Raw genomic sequence first — 15380 nt, 5'->3', positions numbered from 1 at the left:
CACGACGGTTCCGGTCAGTTTCCGGAGCCGTCGAGGTCTTTTTGAAGCTCGCGGACCATGCCGAAAAACCGGCGCATGGCTGTCTCGGTGAAATCGAGAACACGATCGAGTTCTTCTTCGTCCTCTGAAGTCAATCCAGAGGTTTGATCTCCGGGTTCAGCATCGGTAGCAGGACGATCCAGGGCGGAGCCTGGCGGCAATTGCGGCTGACCATTTGCGTTACCGCCTTCCAGTTCTTCCACGCGGGCGGTCAGTCTCTCAACTTCACCGGCCAGTGTATTGATTTCCGCCAGATAGGCCTCTTCAGCCAGGGGCACGGGATTGCATCGCCATGCCTCGTTTTTCTGTTTGCAGACAGAGACGGTCCCGTTCTGTCGGTCCACTCTCAAGACATCACCGTCCACGGAGACCAAAGAGTATCTTTCAGGTGTGCCGTCTGTCACAGCTGTTACGGTTTCTTCCGACACTGCCTCTTCGGCAAACGCCGCGCCGTTCACCGAAACACTCAGACATACCAAAATGCCAAATGCTGCTGTTTTACTTTTGCGGATCATGATGCCGGTTCTCCTGGCTCCGTGAAGTCAGACACTGTGATGAGCACGTTGGAGTAACCGTTGCCACAAATCCATGGCCAAAGCACGGCCTCTTTGGGACTTGTCACCACAGATGGCCGATTAGTTGGATGCCACACGCACTGGCTCCAGCAGCTTCTCCAGCGTTTCCAATCGGTCCGCCTCTCCAGCAGGCTTGTCCCAGCGCAGCCTTGAAATGCGTGGAAAGCGCATGGCAACACCGGATTTGTGTCGGCTGGATCTGTTTAGCCCCTCAAAAGCCACCTCCAGAACAAGGCCGTGGTCTTTGCTGTAGGCAACCTCCCGGACAGGACCGAACCGGTTGGTCGTGTTTCCTCGGACAAACTTGTCGATCTGCTGCAACTCTTCGTCTGTAAAACCAAAATAGGCCTTGCCGACCGGCACCAGTTCATCGCCGGTCTCTGCCGCCCGCCACAGCCCAAATGTGTAGTCGGAATAAAAGGACGAGCGCTTGCCGTGACCCCGCTGGGCATACATCAACACGGCATCGATCAGATGCGGCTCCCGCTTCCATTTGTACCAGAGACCCTTCGGCCGCCCTCCGGTGTAGGCCGTGTCCCAGCGCTTCAGCATCAGCCCTTCAACGGCGGCCGCATCTTCTTTGTCCAGCCTGCTTTCCGGTGTGTTCCGCGCCTCTGTTATGTCCTGCCAGCTAGTCACAGGTACAAGCGGTGACAGGTCGATCCGTGGGTGATCAAATTCCGCTACAAACCCTTCAAGGCGGCGGCGGCGCTCTTCAAAGGGAAGCGGTCTCAAGTCCTCACCGTTGAGCGATAAAAGATCGTACGCCCGGATGGCCGCCGGAAACTCCTTCAAAAGCTTGGGGCTGGCTGTTTTTCTGTTGAGGCGTTTTTGAAGGTCACCGAATGGACGGACCTTGCCACACTCCATGATAAGCAACTCACCATCAATGCAACCTTTGAAATTCAGTGCGTCGAGAACATCCGGGAATGCCCGTGAGATGTCTTCACCCGTGCGGCTGAAGAGACGACGGACCTTTTGTCCGTCCCGCGTTTCGCCAGCCGCTGCTTGAATGCGAATGCCATCCCATTTCCATTCCACGGCAAACTCGGCTGCATCAAGCTGAGCAGGATCCCTGTCCGCATCAAGTGGGTGGGCCAGCATGACGGGCCGGAAGGGGGCCGGGTCCAGATTGTCCGGGCGTTCCCCTTTGCCCTCGGCCCAGGCAAACAGGCTTTCAAAGGGTGGCTTCAGCCCGAACCAAACCTCCTCAATGTCCGAAACACTAAGATCACCCAGTCGTGCCACAGCGGTTTTCGCAAGGCGCGCAGACACGCCGACACGAAGCCCGCCTGTAACCAGTTTCAGCAAAGCCCACCGACCGGTCTCATCCATTTGATCCAGCCAGCTCGCGATCAAACGCGGCGCATCCGTTTTGCCTGCGGTCTCAAGCGCATCGACAACTCCCGTCAGTTCGATGCGTTGACGCTCTGCGCTCGCGCCGTCGTCGGGAAGCGCAGGCCACATGAGTGCAATTGTCTCGGACAGATCGCCAACAAAATCATAGGACAAGGCAAACAGCGTTTCGTCCGAACGCTCTGCGATCAGCGCTTTCAAGACAGCTGGTTTTGCATGCTTGAATTTTAGGTCTCCGGTCAGCGCTGCCAGCGCATAGCCACGTTCCGGATCAGGTGTTTCCTGAAAATAGCGGACAAGAAGCGCTTCTTTTGCAAGGCGCCTTGGTTCTAACGACAGTCGGTCAAGTAGTTGGGAAAACACATGCATGAACACAAAAACCGGGAAAGAGGGCTAAGGCAACTCTATCCCGGTTAGATGCTGTTCAGGAAATTAAGGTCAAGCCGATGGAGTTAGGCGGCAATTTCCTTTGACCGTTCTGCGGTCAAGTACTGCAGTCCGACAGTATCACCATGCACCCATTTGACCGCCATCGGATACTGTTTTCCGCTTGTGTCTTCATAGGTGAGATGCAGGCCTTCGGTCGCGTCGGCAAAATTCATCACCCCGATACCACCTTCCGAGCTGTTCATCAGGCGTGTCCGGATGTGTTCGCCGCTTTCGGTGATCGGATGAATTTGCTGACCGCGCTCTTGCTTCCGGTTTGCGCGACGGCGTTCTTCAACATCCCGAGCCATCTCATTGAGGAAGCCTTCAATGCCTTGAGACATTTCATCAGCAACGTTTTTCACCGCCACAGCAATGTGATCCACGGTCTCGGCTTCACCTGCGGTCGCCTGGATGGCCTGATCCACGCTCTCCGCACTGTTGACCGCGTTTGCCGTCTCGCTGGCTGCCATGGTGATGCTTTGCGAGATTTCCTGTGTTGCAATGCTTTGCTCGCCGACCGCAGCGGTGATCGCACCAGCCACTTCACTGATCATCTCGATGGAACCGGAGATCTTGCGAATGGACTCAACCGCTTCGCTCGTCAGCCCTTGGACCGACGAAATCTGACTTGAGATTTCTTCAGTTGCCTTGGCGGTTTGGGTCGAGAGTTCCTTGACCTCGGCGGCAACAACTGCAAAGCCCTTACCGGCATCTCCCGCCCGGGCGGCCTCAATGGTCGCATTCAAGGCCAGCAGATTTGTCTGTTCGGCAATGGCGCGGATCATCTCAACGACGGTGCCAATTTTTTCAACCGCTTCTGCGAGGCTGGAAACATTGCCGTCTGTTTGCTGGGCCACGCCGGTCGCATCTTCAATGACGTTGCTGGCCCGATCTGCCTGGCTGAGAATTTCCTGGATCGCTGCGGACATTTCCTCGGCTGCCGCCGCCACGGTTTGCACGTTGTCAGATGATGACGAGGACGCATTTTTCGCCTCAGTTGCAGCGCTGGACGCCCCTTGCGAGATGTCGCGGACGCGTGCGGCAATGTCGGTCATCTGACCGGTTTTTTCGTTCACATCTCCAGTGACACTGGCCATCAGATTGCGGAACTTCTCGATAAGGCTTTCCATCTGATTCTGGCGCATGCGCTCGCGGTCACGCTCCTTGGCAGCTTCTGTTTCCAGAACACCGCGTACCCGCGCATTCTCCTGGAACACTTCACCAGCCTTGGCCAGTTCGCCAATCGCGTCCGTGCGGTCACTAAACGGCATCTTGAAGTCAATATCGCCATCAGCAATCCGGACCAGACTACTCGTCAGGCGACCAAGCGTTTGGGTGACATTGCGCAACTGCCACGCGACCAGAGCCAAGGTTACGAGAACGACCGCGATCGTTTCGCCAAGAACCAGCATCAAGTGCCCGTTTGCAGCCTCGGAGATTTGTGCCGCGCGTGCCTCACCGGCTTTCAACATTTCAATTGAAGCTGCGCGGATCATGTTTAAGCGCTCGGTTGCTTTGCCGAACCAGACGGACCCTTCAATGCCTTGCCCATCCTTTGTTTCAGGCAGTGTGCGCAATACCTTGCGCCACTCCATCACCTGGTCCACGGCTGGGCCGGACACAGTTTGCTCAAACATCGCCAGTTGTTGCGGAGAAGCGATTTGCTGGAAATTCTTCAAGAAGGCTGTTTCAACCGACAGGCGGTCGAAATACGCCAGGAACCGCGCTGAGGGGACTTCACCATCTTTGCCAACGATTGCAAACAACTGCCCACCGATTGCCCGCTCCAGACCGCCGGCTTCAATCGCTTCGGTCAACAGAAGAAATGGCGTCATATGCTGGGCGTATTCATTGTCCGAGCTCGCCTGAACCGCAGAATTCACAATCGTGATCAGCTTGCGCACTTTGCCGGAGTAAAAAGCCAAATTGTCCGGACCTTTAACCGACTTCGCGTCGACACCGGCTCGGTGTTGGGTGATCTGGTCAAGCTCAGCGCTGGTCGTGCGAACGCGCTCCAGAAGCTTTTCGTTGCTGATATCAAAGTTGGCTACCGCGGCCTGCATTTCCGCCACTGCGGCGTCAGTTGCCTTGCGTTGATTGTCGAGCAGTTCGCGCGGCTTGGCGGCATAACCGGACGCCATAAGCACCGCGGTTCGGCCACGTTCCTTCTGCAACTCGTGCAAAACCGCTTCTGAGCGTTCTGAAATCAGTGCGGTCGGAAGGATTTCTGATGCCTTCCGGCTTTCGATCATAGCCTCATTCAAGGCCAGCCCACTGGCAATCATAAACGCCACCAACGGAACAATGGCGAGAAGCGCAATTTGCGCACGAATTGATTTGAACATCCCAAACCCCAGCGAAATTCTGTCACGCAAATTTAACGCAGAGGCAGGTTAAAAATTTACATATACCCAAAGATGTTATTCCCTACATCTTTATACTATCGGTATTAATTACATGGATGCGAAAGAAGCGATTTTGCCAATACGGCCAATACTGACAATATCGCTCAAAATATGAGCATTTCTTTCTGGTGGACGTCACTGCGATAAGCCTGTATAAGCCGCGACCCACAAGGGCCTGCATGGTGATGGCCCGATCCGGTAGACTGCTGATTGGCACGCAGGTGATCCGGAGCAGTCGAAAGAATCCAATGACCGAATTGATGTCGCTCGCCCCGGCGCTGAAAGCCGCGCTGGCGAAACGTGGCTATGAAAGCCTCACTCCCGTTCAAGAAAGTGTTCTGACCGAAGCGCCAGCTGACGCCGACCTTCTTGTGTCCGCACAGACCGGCTCCGGCAAGACCGTTGCCTTTGGCCTCGCCCTCGCCTCAACCATTTTGGGCGAAGAAGAAACGCTTGGAAAACCTGGTGCCCCGATCGCCCTCGCCATCGCGCCGACCCGCGAACTGGCGCTGCAGGTCAAGGAAGAGCTGACCTGGCTTTATGGCGAGGCCGGCGCGGTGACCGCGTCTTGCGTGGGGGGCATGGACCCGCGCATGGAACGGCGCACATTGGAGCGCGGCGCCCACATTGTTGTCGGAACGCCCGGCCGCTTGCGCGACCACATTGAACGGGGCGCGCTGGACCTTTCCGAACTCCGTGCTGTTGTGCTCGATGAAGCCGACGAGATGCTCGACATGGGCTTCCGCGAGGATCTGGAATTCATTCTGGATGCCGCCCCGGAAAGCCGACGCACGCTCATGTTCTCGGCAACGGTTCCGAAACCGATTGCCGAACTTGCAAAGCGCTTCCAAAAAGATGCAGTCCGCCTGTCGACAATCAATGCCCGCGAACAGCACGGTGACATCGATTATGTTGCCCATCCGGTCGCACCAAATGAGCGCGAAAACGCGATCATCAATGTGCTGCGGCTTCATGAAGCGGAAAAGGCGATCGTTTTCTGCGCCACCCGTGAGGGCGTCAGCCGTTTGACCGCGCGCCTTGCGAACAGGGGTTTTGCGATTGTGTCGCTCTCCGGCGAACTGAGCCAGGAGCAACGCACAGCCGCATTGACTGCCATGAAGAACGGCACGGCCCGCGTGTGTGTTGCGACCGACGTTGCCGCGCGCGGCATCGACTTGCCTAACCTTGACCTGGTGATCCACGCAGACTTACCGACCGGCAAGGCAGCACTCTTGCACCGTTCGGGCCGGACCGGCCGCGCCGGGCGCAAAGGCACATGTGTGCTGATGGTTCCCTTCCCCCGCCGCCGCCAGGCCGAACGCACGATGCACTTTGCCGGTATCAAGGCGACCTGGACCGGCGCTCCAACCGCGGACGAGATCTGGGCCAAGGACAAGGAACGCCTTCTGGCAGATCCTGTTTTGACCGCGGAGCTGGAAGACGAACAACGCGCCATCGCGATGGAACTTCTGGCGCTGCACAGCCCAGAGCAACTGGCAGCTGCTTTCGTCAAGCTCCGCCAGTCGCGCCTCCCCGCGCCTGAAGATGTTTCGGAGTTGAACGAGACCGCTTTGCAGGGCCGCGATGCCGGGTCCCGCGGTGGGCGCAGCGCCGAGATCAAAAACAACTTCGAAGATGGTGTCTGGTTCTCGCTGTCGCTCGGCCACCGCCAGCGCGCCGAACCACGGTGGATCCTGCCGCTGATTTGCCGGGCTGGCCATGTGACCAAGAAGGAAGTCGGCGCGATCAAGATTTTCCAGAACGAGCTCTACTTCGAGATCTCCGGCAAGCATGGCGAACGCTTTAACAGCACCGTTAAGCGCGAAGGGACGGGCGAGGAAAACGTCACCATCAAATTACTGGACGCGCGCGGCGGCCAGATGCCGCAACCGCCGAAGGACGACAACTTCCGGGGTGGCGGCAATCGCGGACGCGGAGATCGGGATCGTGGCCCCAGGGATCGCGGCGACAGAGGTGACCGGGGAGACCGGGGCGATCGGGGCGGCTATCAAAACCGGCGTCCGCGCCGCGGCGATGCGCCCGACTACGAGGACATGGGCCGCGAAGACACGCTGAAGCCAAAGCGCGGTCCGAAGCGTGACTTCGACGCCCCGCGTGGCAAAAAACGCCGCCGCGACGATGACGAGGCTGCCCCCCATCATCCAGCTTACGAACCGCTGGATATGAAAGCCCTCGCCAATGACGGCGACGCACCGCGCAAAGCTCGCAAACCCCGCGATGCCGACGGCGATGGGCCGCGCAAGGGCAAGCCAAAAGCGTCCGCCAAGCCATCTGGAGCGAAGAAAAAAGCTCCGAAGAAAAACAAGCCGTCCCGCGCCCAGCGCAAAGCGGACCGGACAAAATAAGACCAAAGGCCCGCTGATGCAGCGGGCCTTTTCTTTTCTCTTACGATCAAACCAAAAATCAAAACCTGAACGACAGGCCGACGCCACCTCGGAACTGGTCTGCCGACCCTTCGTCCTTAACGATGGGACTGTCCGCCGCGTCCCCGAGAAGGCGCGTATAGGACGCCCGGCCGACCAGCCCCCAGCGGTCTGTGAGCTGGTAGGTCATCGTCGCCTGAACACCAATGTCCTTGAGCCCGCCTTCAGCGGTGTAGGCGGCCAGTCCAGAGCGGGCCGAACCCGTTTCTGACACTCCAAAATAGGTGTTCATGTAATCGTCCGTCGCAAAACCGACTTCGGTCTCAAGCCCAACCCGCAGCCGCTCTCGGGGCGCGACCCAATACCCGGCGCGGACCTTGCCGATCATGCCTTCATGAACACCAGAAACATCTGCCATCAACTCGGCCGAGATTTCAAAAACATCCGATTGCGCCATCAAGGACTTGAATTGATAGGTGACAAATGCACCTGCTTCGAAGGCGCCGTCGATTGCCTCCAAGCGGTCGATCACGTCATTCCCCACTTCGTCCCGGCCCATCCGGTACTCAACGGCCGGACCGAACTGAAAAGCCGTGTGCGGCCGCAGGTTCAGCCGGGCCTCCGGCCCCTCAATTTCAAAGCCCAATCCAAAGGCGGTGATGTGGGCATAGGCCTGGGGGATCGGAAGGTATTCGGCAGCGCCCTCAAATTCAGGTTCTCCCGCCACTCCAACCGCCAATATTCCGTGAATGCCACTTTGAGTTTTCGCTCCCCTTTCATCTGAGCGTGCACGCGCTGTGTCATCTGCGTAAACAACTGCCGGCGCACAACTGACCATCGCAACAATCACAATCGCTCGCGGGGAGCGTCCAAAGCAAACTCGCACTATCACAACCTCCATTGAGCCGCCGTTCTGGATTGGCTGGCCCATGGAAGGTGACGCGTTGGAGCTTGTTGAAAAACTCGCGTTTTCGGATTAGTGATCGGTCAGATTGCCGCAGAAAACATCATTTATCTATTTGATTTTTATTACGTTTCTCATTCATATCTGAACTATAAACAGACATTGCATCAGACCAGCTCGCGTTTTGGTCACACTTTTGACCCAACCGCAGATCCTATTGGCAGCTGTTTTTCATTGGAGCATTTTTATGGACTTGGCCCCAACGCGCAGGCGGCGCCCCAAGCAGCAACGCTCGCGGCTCATGGTCGACTTTATCCTGGAGGCTGCATCGCATGTCTTCGATGAAGAGGGCTATAACGGTGCGACCACAAACATGATCGCCGAACGTGCCGGGATCAGTATCGGGTCGCTGTACCAGTATTTTCCCAACAAGGGGGCGCTCATCCTAGAGCTGAGATTTGCGCATCGTGCGCACGTCCTCAAAACCGTTGAAACGGCCATGGCAGCATCGGAACACCTGTCCCTGCCAGACGCCATCCGGAAGATCGTTGACGCAAATTTCCAGGTGCACCTGAACGCACCCCGGCTCAACGCGGCTTTTGAAGAACAGACACCGGCCCAAACGCTTTCAGAAGATCCCGACGGCTTTCATCAAAAGATTGATCTGGCTGCGACCAATTTCCTGGATATCCGAAAAAACGAAATCAGCGCGCCAGATCTGAAGACAGCCGGATTTGTGATCCGCAACCTCATTCCAGCTGTGCTGCACGCCGCAATCAAAGACGGTCAGGTCGTTCAGGATCCGGACCTTGTGAAGACCCATCTGGCCGGCAGCATCATGGGCTGCTTACGCCCTGAGGCGACTGCACCCCACGTCTTCACACCTCAATAAGCTTGATAAACACCGCAAACCCCGCCAAGTCCTTTTCGGGCTGCTCGGCGGGGCCGTCGGCGACTGTAATCGCTGCTTGCTGCGCGTTAGGCTGCGATCGCTGTCACCAACAGGGTATCGACGTTGCCGTCGAATTCGCTTTCCCGGACACAGGCCAATCCGAGTGCTGAGTAATCAACGCCGTAAAAGCCCTTGTGCGGACCTTCTTCGAACATGAACACCACATGGCTGAGATCTTCGCGCGCCAGAAGATCCTGTGCCATCACGCCGACATAACGGGCGCCTGGTTCGTTCGTGTATTCCCAGGAATAGACATCTAACTCGAGATGATCGAGATGACCGACCAGTTGAACGTCTGTCTTAATCCGGCGGTCGGAGCCGAAGCCGCCACCGTTGCTGTGCGCATGTTGCGTGCTGCCTGCAATCTGCTCAAGAGAGTCCCTGTTGTAGAGCCCGTTGTTGTCCAATATCGCGATGATGCCCGCCATGGACGATCCCACATTGATCCCAATTTTCAGGGCCACAAGACTGCTTATCCCGATGGACACACCAAGCAGAACGACACCGCCAGAAACCTGATCGCACTCTTCTAGGGTAAGTTCTCTCATTGTAGATACTTCGGTCATTTGTTCACTCCAGGTGAAATATTGGCGCGCATGCAAGCGCTTACATTTTGCAATTTTTTATCTGATTGTCAATATCGGAGACGCCACTTTTAGCTGAATTCATTCATATTAATTGGATTTTTATTTCTGTTTTTCAGTTACAACTTCAATAATTGTTTCACTTGCAATCATTAATACACGATCCGCCATTTCGATTGTTTCCGGACGATGGGCAACAATGATCCGCGTCATGCCTAAATCTCTTATGGAGGTGTTGACTGCTCTTTCCGTTTCCACATCCAGATGGGCTGTCCCCTCGTCCATGAACAGAATTTTGGGCTCCTGATAGAGGGCCCTGGCGAGCATCAACCTTTGAAGCTGACCCGCTGAAAACACGGCGCCCATGTCTCCGATAAAGCTTTCGTAGCTCATGGGCAGCCGGGCTATGTCTTCATGGACGCAAGCCTTTGCCGCGCAACTCAACACACGCTCCATGTCAATATCGCTGCTAAAAAAGGCAATGTTTTCGGCCACAGTGCCCGAAAACAGCTGATCGTCTTGCATCACCGCAGCGATCTGGCTCCGGTAGTTGGAATTTCCGATCTGCTGAATTGTTTTTCCATCAACTTTGAAGTCACCGGACACCGGTTGGAACAGACCCATGAGAATTTTCAAAAGCGTTGTCTTACCGCAACCGGATGGCCCGACCACGGCGACACTCTCGCCCGGCTCGATGACAAATGAAGCGTTCTGAAACAACAGAGGCGCGCTGTTGTCGTAAGCAAACGACAAATTCGACGCTTCGCATTTTCCGTGTTTTATTTTGAACGTGCCATGCCCGCCATCACCTCTTTCCTCAAGAGCGATATCCGCAAGGCGCTCAAGGTGGAGATCAAGCATACGAAAATCGATGATGAGTTCGACAAGCCTTGCCGTGTTGTCCGCAAACTGGCCGCGGTAGGCCATGAAAGCAAAAATCATTCCTACCGTGATGGCCGCATCAATCGCCATCATCGCTGCAAGGTAGATGATTATGACCTGCTCCAGGCCGCGGATCAAAACTGCTGTTGAATTGAAAGCTATCGTCAGGAATTGAACGCGCACACTCTGATTAACCGCATCTGCGAGCAGGTTATGCCAGCGTTGCTGTCGCTGATCTTCCTGAGAAAAAACCTTTATGCTGAGAATACCGCGGACGGTTTCAATGAAATTCGTATGCTCTGCAGCTCTCGAAACAATTTCACGCTCCGATGCGGTCCTGAATGGCCGGAACATCGCGAGACGCAAGGTTACGTAGAGCGCAAGGGAAACCAGAGAGATGACCGCCAGCTTGGGGCTGTAGGCGAACATCAGGCCAAGGGTGACAAGCGCCATAATTCCGTCCACCACGCCCCCGACGACACCGTTGGTCAAAAACTGCCGAATTGGTTCGATCGAAGAAAACCGGGAGACAATGTCTCCGATGTGCCTGCGCTCAAAAAAGGGCAACGGAAGACGTATCAAGTGTTGAAAAAGATTGATGGAAATCTGGTAAGCCAGCTTGCTTCCTGCATACAGGATGACCAAATCACGAAGCACGCTTGCGACAACGTTGATCACAAGAAAAAGCCCGAACCCCAAAGCCAGAGTGATCAACAAGTCCTTGTCAAGACTGGGGAGCACAGTGTCGATTGTAATTTGCATGTATTGCGGGGCGGCGATCGTATAGGCGAGCAGAACAAGTGACAGAAGCAACACCTGCGTCAGGGCACCGCCCAACCCCTGCATACTGCTCCAAAGTGACGTGAATGCGAGTTTGTTTCTCTCATCTGCACGCTGAAACCCGGTAGCGGGCATCAGCTCCAAGACGATCCCGGTGAAATGATTGCCGAACTCTTCAAGGCCGAGTGTCAGGTCGCCGCGCGCCGGGTCATGAATGACCGCCCGGTTCTTTGTAAGTTTTTTCAGGACTACGAAGTGGTTCAAATCCCAATGCAAAATCGCGGGCAAATGCACACGTTTAAGGTCCTGAACTTCCGCTTTCAACGCCCGTGTTGCCAAGCCGATTTTGTTTGACATGTCGGCCAACGTCCGAAGCGTCGTGCCTTGCGCTGTCGTCGGAAACCGGCGGCGAAGGGATGCAATATCTGTCTTGAATCCGTAATAGCTCGCAACCATTGCAAGGCAGGCATTGCCGCATTCTGCCGCCTCGTTTTGCCGGATCAGCGGCAAGGAGCGCCCGCCAATAAACTGGAGATTTGATAGGGCCTCGCTTGCCATCAGCTTCTCCTCGCAACAGCTATCATTGGTTCAAGAAGCCATGAGAGGATCGAACGATCTTCAAGAATGATATTGGCGCTCAGAAGCATTCCCGGTTGGATGGCATAGGATCGGCCGTAAGCGGACACTTCACTTGAGGCGAGATCGACATTCACCCGATAGACAGGCTCGCCCGTTTGAACGAGGACACTCGGATCGTTCTTTGACAGAACCGATTGTGTGACCAACCGGACCGTTCCCGCCTGCGCACCAAAGCGCTCAAAAGGGAATGAATCGAACTGGATCCGGACTGCCTGCCCTTCTTCGACAAACCCAATTGCTCGGCTCGGCACGTACAGTTCCACCTGCAAGACACTGTTTTCCGGCAGAATAGAAAATAGCGGATGCTCACTGCGAACCGCAGCGCCTCGGGAGGCTAAAACCGTCGTCACATATCCGCTGATCGGCGCGACAATCTTGAAAACCTTCTTCGATTTGAAGATGTCCTTTTCGGCGAGCAGTTTTTCCTTCTGCGCCTCTAGCCGTGCAATATCGAGGGCATTTTGCGCGATTAATTCCGAACGCGCCCGTCCAAATTTCCGCAGTTCCGCTTCCAGATCATTTTGGTCACTCAACAGGCGCTGCAGGTCCTGTTTTCCGGACAATAGGCGGATGTTGCGAACATCCCGCGTCTCACCGCTGACATGCCCGCGCGCCGAAAGATCGGACGCGCGCTGGTAGGAGCCTTTGAGCTCAACAACTAGGGTCTCTTGAATGGCGATTTGATTTTTGATGTTTTCCAGCGCGATTTGTGCGTCGCTCGTTCGAACCCTCAGGTCTTCAAGTTTTACCTGATTCAGTTGGTTAATCTTGATGATCTCATCATCAAGGTTGGAGATCTGCCGCTCATGAGCTGCAAGCCGGGCGGCCGTTTCGGAGCCATCATCTGTCGCAGCGTCCGCGACCACCAGCCGGCCCAGCTCTTGCCCTTCCCGGACATATTCGCCCTCGTGGGCAGCAAAGTCGGTGATGTAGCCCGAGCTGGCGGGCCTCACATGGATCATACCGTTGGACGGAATAACTGCGCCGCGCACGGTCTCCAATCGGGCGAAATTCCCAAAGCCAAGGAAAAGGCCAACGACGACCAGGATTGCGAACAGGAAGACGGCAATAACCTTGAACGCGACTGGCGTGACGATTAGCACATCACCATACAGTCTTGTTCGCTTGGCTTCGATTGCCTGTTTGCGAAAGAGCATGTCCTCCCCGGGATGCCGGCTCCTGTTCTTTTGACCTAGCATATACCTAGAGATGCATAATGCAAGCGCTTACATTTGCTATTTTCCGCTATTTCTTTCCAGGAGTTGATCTTATTCCGACACTCTGCCACTACCTATGATAGGTTTTAAAGGTTGTATTTGACGGGCCTTGATACGCAACAAAACCGCTGCAGGTTCCGACCCCAGGCCCTACTGAAACCGGCCGAAGCGCTGCAGGACTTCGATCTTGTAGCCGTCCGGATCTCCAAGGAAAAAGAACCGCGCGAAGGGCTCGCCCTCAAATGCAAAGTCCTTAACGTCACCGACCGTCAATCCAAGTCCGGCAAGACGCTGGTGTTCGGCGTCAATATCCTCGACCGAAAAGGCCAGATGCCCGTAGGCGTCGCCATGGTCATAAGGCTCTGTGCGGGATGCATTGGTGGTGAGTTCAAGTTCGAAGCCAGTCTCTGCGTTCGCAAGGTAAATCAGGGTAAACCCGTCGAACGGATAGCGCCCTGCGACCTTCAGTCCAAAGGCTCTTTCATAGAAATCGACCGACCGAGTTTCATCGCTCACCCGGATCATCGAGTGGATCATCTTTGCCATATTAGTCTTTCTATCTGCGCGCTGTTGTGCGCAGCGCTTGCTACCCCAGCCTTCGCGCCGGGGCCTCTTGGTCAATCAATCAGGTAATGGACACTGTTTGGTCCCCGCTCAAGGCTGGGACCGCGAACCTGTATCCATCGACTGCGAAGTGGTGCGCGGGGTTATTCGTTGACGATCCCGGCAATCATCCAGTCCTGGCCGTCCTGGATCAGCTGGTAGTGGCACGTGAATTCAAAAACGGCCTCGCCGTCAGCGCTCTCCTGCGACCAGTCGAGGGTCACGAGCGCCGTCGGTCCGCTGACATGGCTGGAGACCACCTGGAAGTCGGAATGGCTGACACCTTCTTTTTCAAGAGCTTTCAAGAGCGCTTCGATGTTCTCGATAAGTTCTTCGTCATCGTTGAAGACATGGCCCTTTTCATGCTGCCAGATGATAGCCGGCAACGCGAAACAGTCGCAGATCCGTTCCATGTCGTAATCGTTGAACCCGGCCTGATAGTCATCGAACAGCTGTGCGATGGCCTCTTCGGCTTCACCATTGCCGTTTTGGCTCGTGCCGTCTTCGTCGCCGGCCTGATGGAAGTCGCTATTGTCTGCCATGCCTGCCTCCTGCACTCCGGCCCTTTACGGATCAGGAGGCATCCGCAACTGCATCCAGTTGGGTATCGTCTGCCCCCTCGCCGTCATCATAGCCTATCATATTGAGGGGACGGGCCTTTCGTCCATTCAATTCGCACCAATGCACAAGAGCTTCTTCCGCTCCGTGCGTCACCCAGATCCGCTCGGCGCCTGTTTCCAAGATGGTCCGGCAGAGATCGTCCCAGTCCGCATGGTCCGACAGGATCAAAGGCAGCTCCGCCCCTCGCTGGCGTGCTCTTGCACGCACCCGCATCCAGCCTGACGCCATCGCGGCAACCGGATCGCCAAACCGCCGGGACCAGCGATCACTCAACTGCCCCGGTGGGCACATGACAATTTCGCCTTGCAGCTCCTTGCCGCGGCGTCCGACAAGTTCCAAGGGCCCAAGATCCACACCCTGGGTTTTGTAATAGGCGCAAAGCTTTTCCAGCGCGCCATGCAGATAGATGGTCTTTGAATATCCAGCTGCTCGGAGTTCCGCGATCACCCGTTGGGCTTTTCCGAGGGCGTAAGCCCCGACCAGATGGGTCTGGCATGAAAACAGTTCCAGAGACGTCAGAAGCTTGGCGACTTCCTGTTGTGCAGGTGGATGGCGGAAAACCGGCAAGCCAAAGGTGGCTTCAGTTACGAATGTATCGCATGGCACCAGCTCGAACGGCGCGCATGTCAGATCCGCCTGCCGTTTATAATCACCGGACACCACCGTGCGCTCCCCCTGTGCAGATAACAGCACCTGTGCTGACCCGAGCACGTGGCCTGCCGGGTGCATCGAAACGTTGACGCCCCCGACGGTGAGTTGCTCGCCATATCCGATGGCCTGTGCCTGACCGCAAAAGTCGCTGCCATAGCGGATCGCCATAATGTCCAGGGTTTGTCCGGTTGCGAGCACCGCACCATGCCCGGCCCGTGCATGATCGGCATGACCATGTGTGATAATCGCCTTTTCGACCGGACGGACCGGATCGATATGGGCCTTCGCCTCCGGGCAATAGAGGCCTTCAGGGGTAAGGGTCAGGAGCTCGCTCATGAACGGGACTATAGGCCGCGTAT

Annotated in this window: 12 protein-coding genes; 2 read left to right on the top strand and 10 right to left on the bottom strand. The window is 56.0% G+C overall.

The features are described from left to right. Window positions 1-14 precede the first annotated feature (14 nt). The 3 genes from RBB44_RS05105 to RBB44_RS05095 form a co-directional block, all read right to left on the bottom strand. Complete coding sequence (locus RBB44_RS05105) at window positions 15-554, bottom strand: hypothetical protein (protein WP_306149414.1); 540 nt, start codon at window positions 552-554, stop codon at window positions 15-17. A 120-nt stretch (window positions 555-674) separates the two neighbouring features. Continuing rightward, the gene (locus tag RBB44_RS05100; RefSeq protein ID WP_306149415.1) at window positions 675-2339 is read right to left on the bottom strand and encodes a cisplatin damage response ATP-dependent DNA ligase; all 1665 of its coding nucleotides are present in this window, start codon (window positions 2337-2339) and stop codon (window positions 675-677) included. An 83-nt stretch (window positions 2340-2422) separates the two neighbouring features. Further along, entirely contained in the window at window positions 2423-4744 is a 2322-nt protein-coding gene (locus tag RBB44_RS05095) for a methyl-accepting chemotaxis protein (protein ID WP_306149416.1), read from the bottom strand. 308 nt (window positions 4745-5052) lie between these two features. On the opposite strand from RBB44_RS05095, the gene RBB44_RS05090 reads away from it, so the two are divergent. Then, window positions 5053-7170, top strand: a complete 2118-nt coding sequence (locus RBB44_RS05090) for a DEAD/DEAH box helicase (RefSeq protein WP_306149417.1) — start codon at window positions 5053-5055, stop codon at window positions 7168-7170. Between the two features lie 58 nt (window positions 7171-7228). Here the strand turns inward: RBB44_RS05090 and RBB44_RS05085 are convergent, their stop codons facing one another. After that, window positions 7229-7915 carry a MipA/OmpV family protein gene (locus RBB44_RS05085; protein ID WP_306149418.1) on the bottom strand — a complete coding sequence of 229 codons (687 nt, stop codon included), beginning with the start codon at window positions 7913-7915 and terminating at the stop codon, window positions 7229-7231. A 424-nt stretch (window positions 7916-8339) separates the two neighbouring features. On the opposite strand from RBB44_RS05085, the gene RBB44_RS05080 reads away from it, so the two are divergent. Next, a complete protein-coding gene (locus tag RBB44_RS05080; RefSeq protein WP_306149419.1) occupies window positions 8340-8984 on the top strand; it encodes a TetR/AcrR family transcriptional regulator in 645 nt (214 codons plus the stop codon). A gap of 86 nt (window positions 8985-9070) precedes the next feature. Here the strand turns inward: RBB44_RS05080 and RBB44_RS05075 are convergent, their stop codons facing one another. The 6 genes from RBB44_RS05075 to RBB44_RS05050 form a co-directional block, all read right to left on the bottom strand. Next, on the bottom strand, window positions 9071-9610 hold the full coding sequence (locus tag RBB44_RS05075; protein ID WP_306149420.1) for a tail fiber domain-containing protein: 540 nt from the start codon (window positions 9608-9610) through the stop codon (window positions 9071-9073). Window positions 9611-9730: 120 nt separating this feature from the next. Continuing rightward, window positions 9731-11848: a peptidase domain-containing ABC transporter gene (locus RBB44_RS05070; RefSeq protein WP_306149421.1), complete on the bottom strand. Its 2118-nt coding sequence runs from the start codon at window positions 11846-11848 to the stop codon at window positions 9731-9733. Next, entirely contained in the window at window positions 11848-13086 is a 1239-nt protein-coding gene (locus RBB44_RS05065) for an HlyD family secretion protein (RefSeq protein ID WP_306149422.1), read from the bottom strand. The genes RBB44_RS05070 and RBB44_RS05065 overlap by 1 nt, the downstream gene beginning before the upstream one ends. Before the next feature lie 210 nt (window positions 13087-13296). Then, window positions 13297-13692: a VOC family protein gene (locus RBB44_RS05060; RefSeq protein WP_306149423.1), complete on the bottom strand. Its 396-nt coding sequence runs from the start codon at window positions 13690-13692 to the stop codon at window positions 13297-13299. A gap of 161 nt (window positions 13693-13853) precedes the next feature. After that, the gene (locus tag RBB44_RS05055) at window positions 13854-14291 is read right to left on the bottom strand and encodes a DUF4440 domain-containing protein (RefSeq protein ID WP_306149424.1); all 438 of its coding nucleotides are present in this window, start codon (window positions 14289-14291) and stop codon (window positions 13854-13856) included. 31 nt (window positions 14292-14322) lie between these two features. Further along, on the bottom strand, window positions 14323-15357 hold the full coding sequence (locus tag RBB44_RS05050) for a ligase-associated DNA damage response exonuclease (protein ID WP_306149425.1): 1035 nt from the start codon (window positions 15355-15357) through the stop codon (window positions 14323-14325). Between the last annotated feature and the right edge of the window lie 23 nt (window positions 15358-15380).

Origin of the sequence: Roseibium sp. MMSF_3247 (assembly GCF_030733765.1) — a bacterium.
Taxonomy (GTDB): Bacteria; Pseudomonadota; Alphaproteobacteria; order Rhizobiales; family Stappiaceae; genus Roseibium.
This window is presented reverse-complemented; position numbering and strand designations above follow the sequence as displayed.

Bases quoted from the DNA above. Each gene is read 5' to 3' on its own strand.
- RBB44_RS05050 (WP_306149425.1), bottom strand. From the start codon at position 15,357: ATGAGCGAGCTCCTGACCCTTACCCCTGAAGGCCTCTATTGCCCGGAG.
- RBB44_RS05070 (WP_306149421.1), bottom strand. From the start codon at position 11,848: ATGGCAAGCGAGGCCCTATCAAATCTCCAGTTTATTGGCGGGCGCTCC.
- RBB44_RS05095 (WP_306149416.1), bottom strand. From the start codon at position 4,744: ATGTTCAAATCAATTCGTGCGCAAATTGCGCTTCTCGCCATTGTTCCG.
- RBB44_RS05075 (WP_306149420.1), bottom strand. From the start codon at position 9,610: ATGACCGAAGTATCTACAATGAGAGAACTTACCCTAGAAGAGTGCGAT.
- RBB44_RS05100 (WP_306149415.1), bottom strand. From the start codon at position 2,339: ATGCATGTGTTTTCCCAACTACTTGACCGACTGTCGTTAGAACCAAGG.
- RBB44_RS05105 (WP_306149414.1), bottom strand. From the start codon at position 554: ATGATCCGCAAAAGTAAAACAGCAGCATTTGGCATTTTGGTATGTCTG.
- RBB44_RS05055 (WP_306149424.1), bottom strand. From the start codon at position 14,291: ATGGCAGACAATAGCGACTTCCATCAGGCCGGCGACGAAGACGGCACG.
- RBB44_RS05080 (WP_306149419.1), top strand. From the start codon at position 8,340: ATGGACTTGGCCCCAACGCGCAGGCGGCGCCCCAAGCAGCAACGCTCG.
- RBB44_RS05065 (WP_306149422.1), bottom strand. From the start codon at position 13,086: ATGCTCTTTCGCAAACAGGCAATCGAAGCCAAGCGAACAAGACTGTAT.
- RBB44_RS05060 (WP_306149423.1), bottom strand. From the start codon at position 13,692: ATGGCAAAGATGATCCACTCGATGATCCGGGTGAGCGATGAAACTCGG.
- RBB44_RS05090 (WP_306149417.1), top strand. From the start codon at position 5,053: ATGACCGAATTGATGTCGCTCGCCCCGGCGCTGAAAGCCGCGCTGGCG.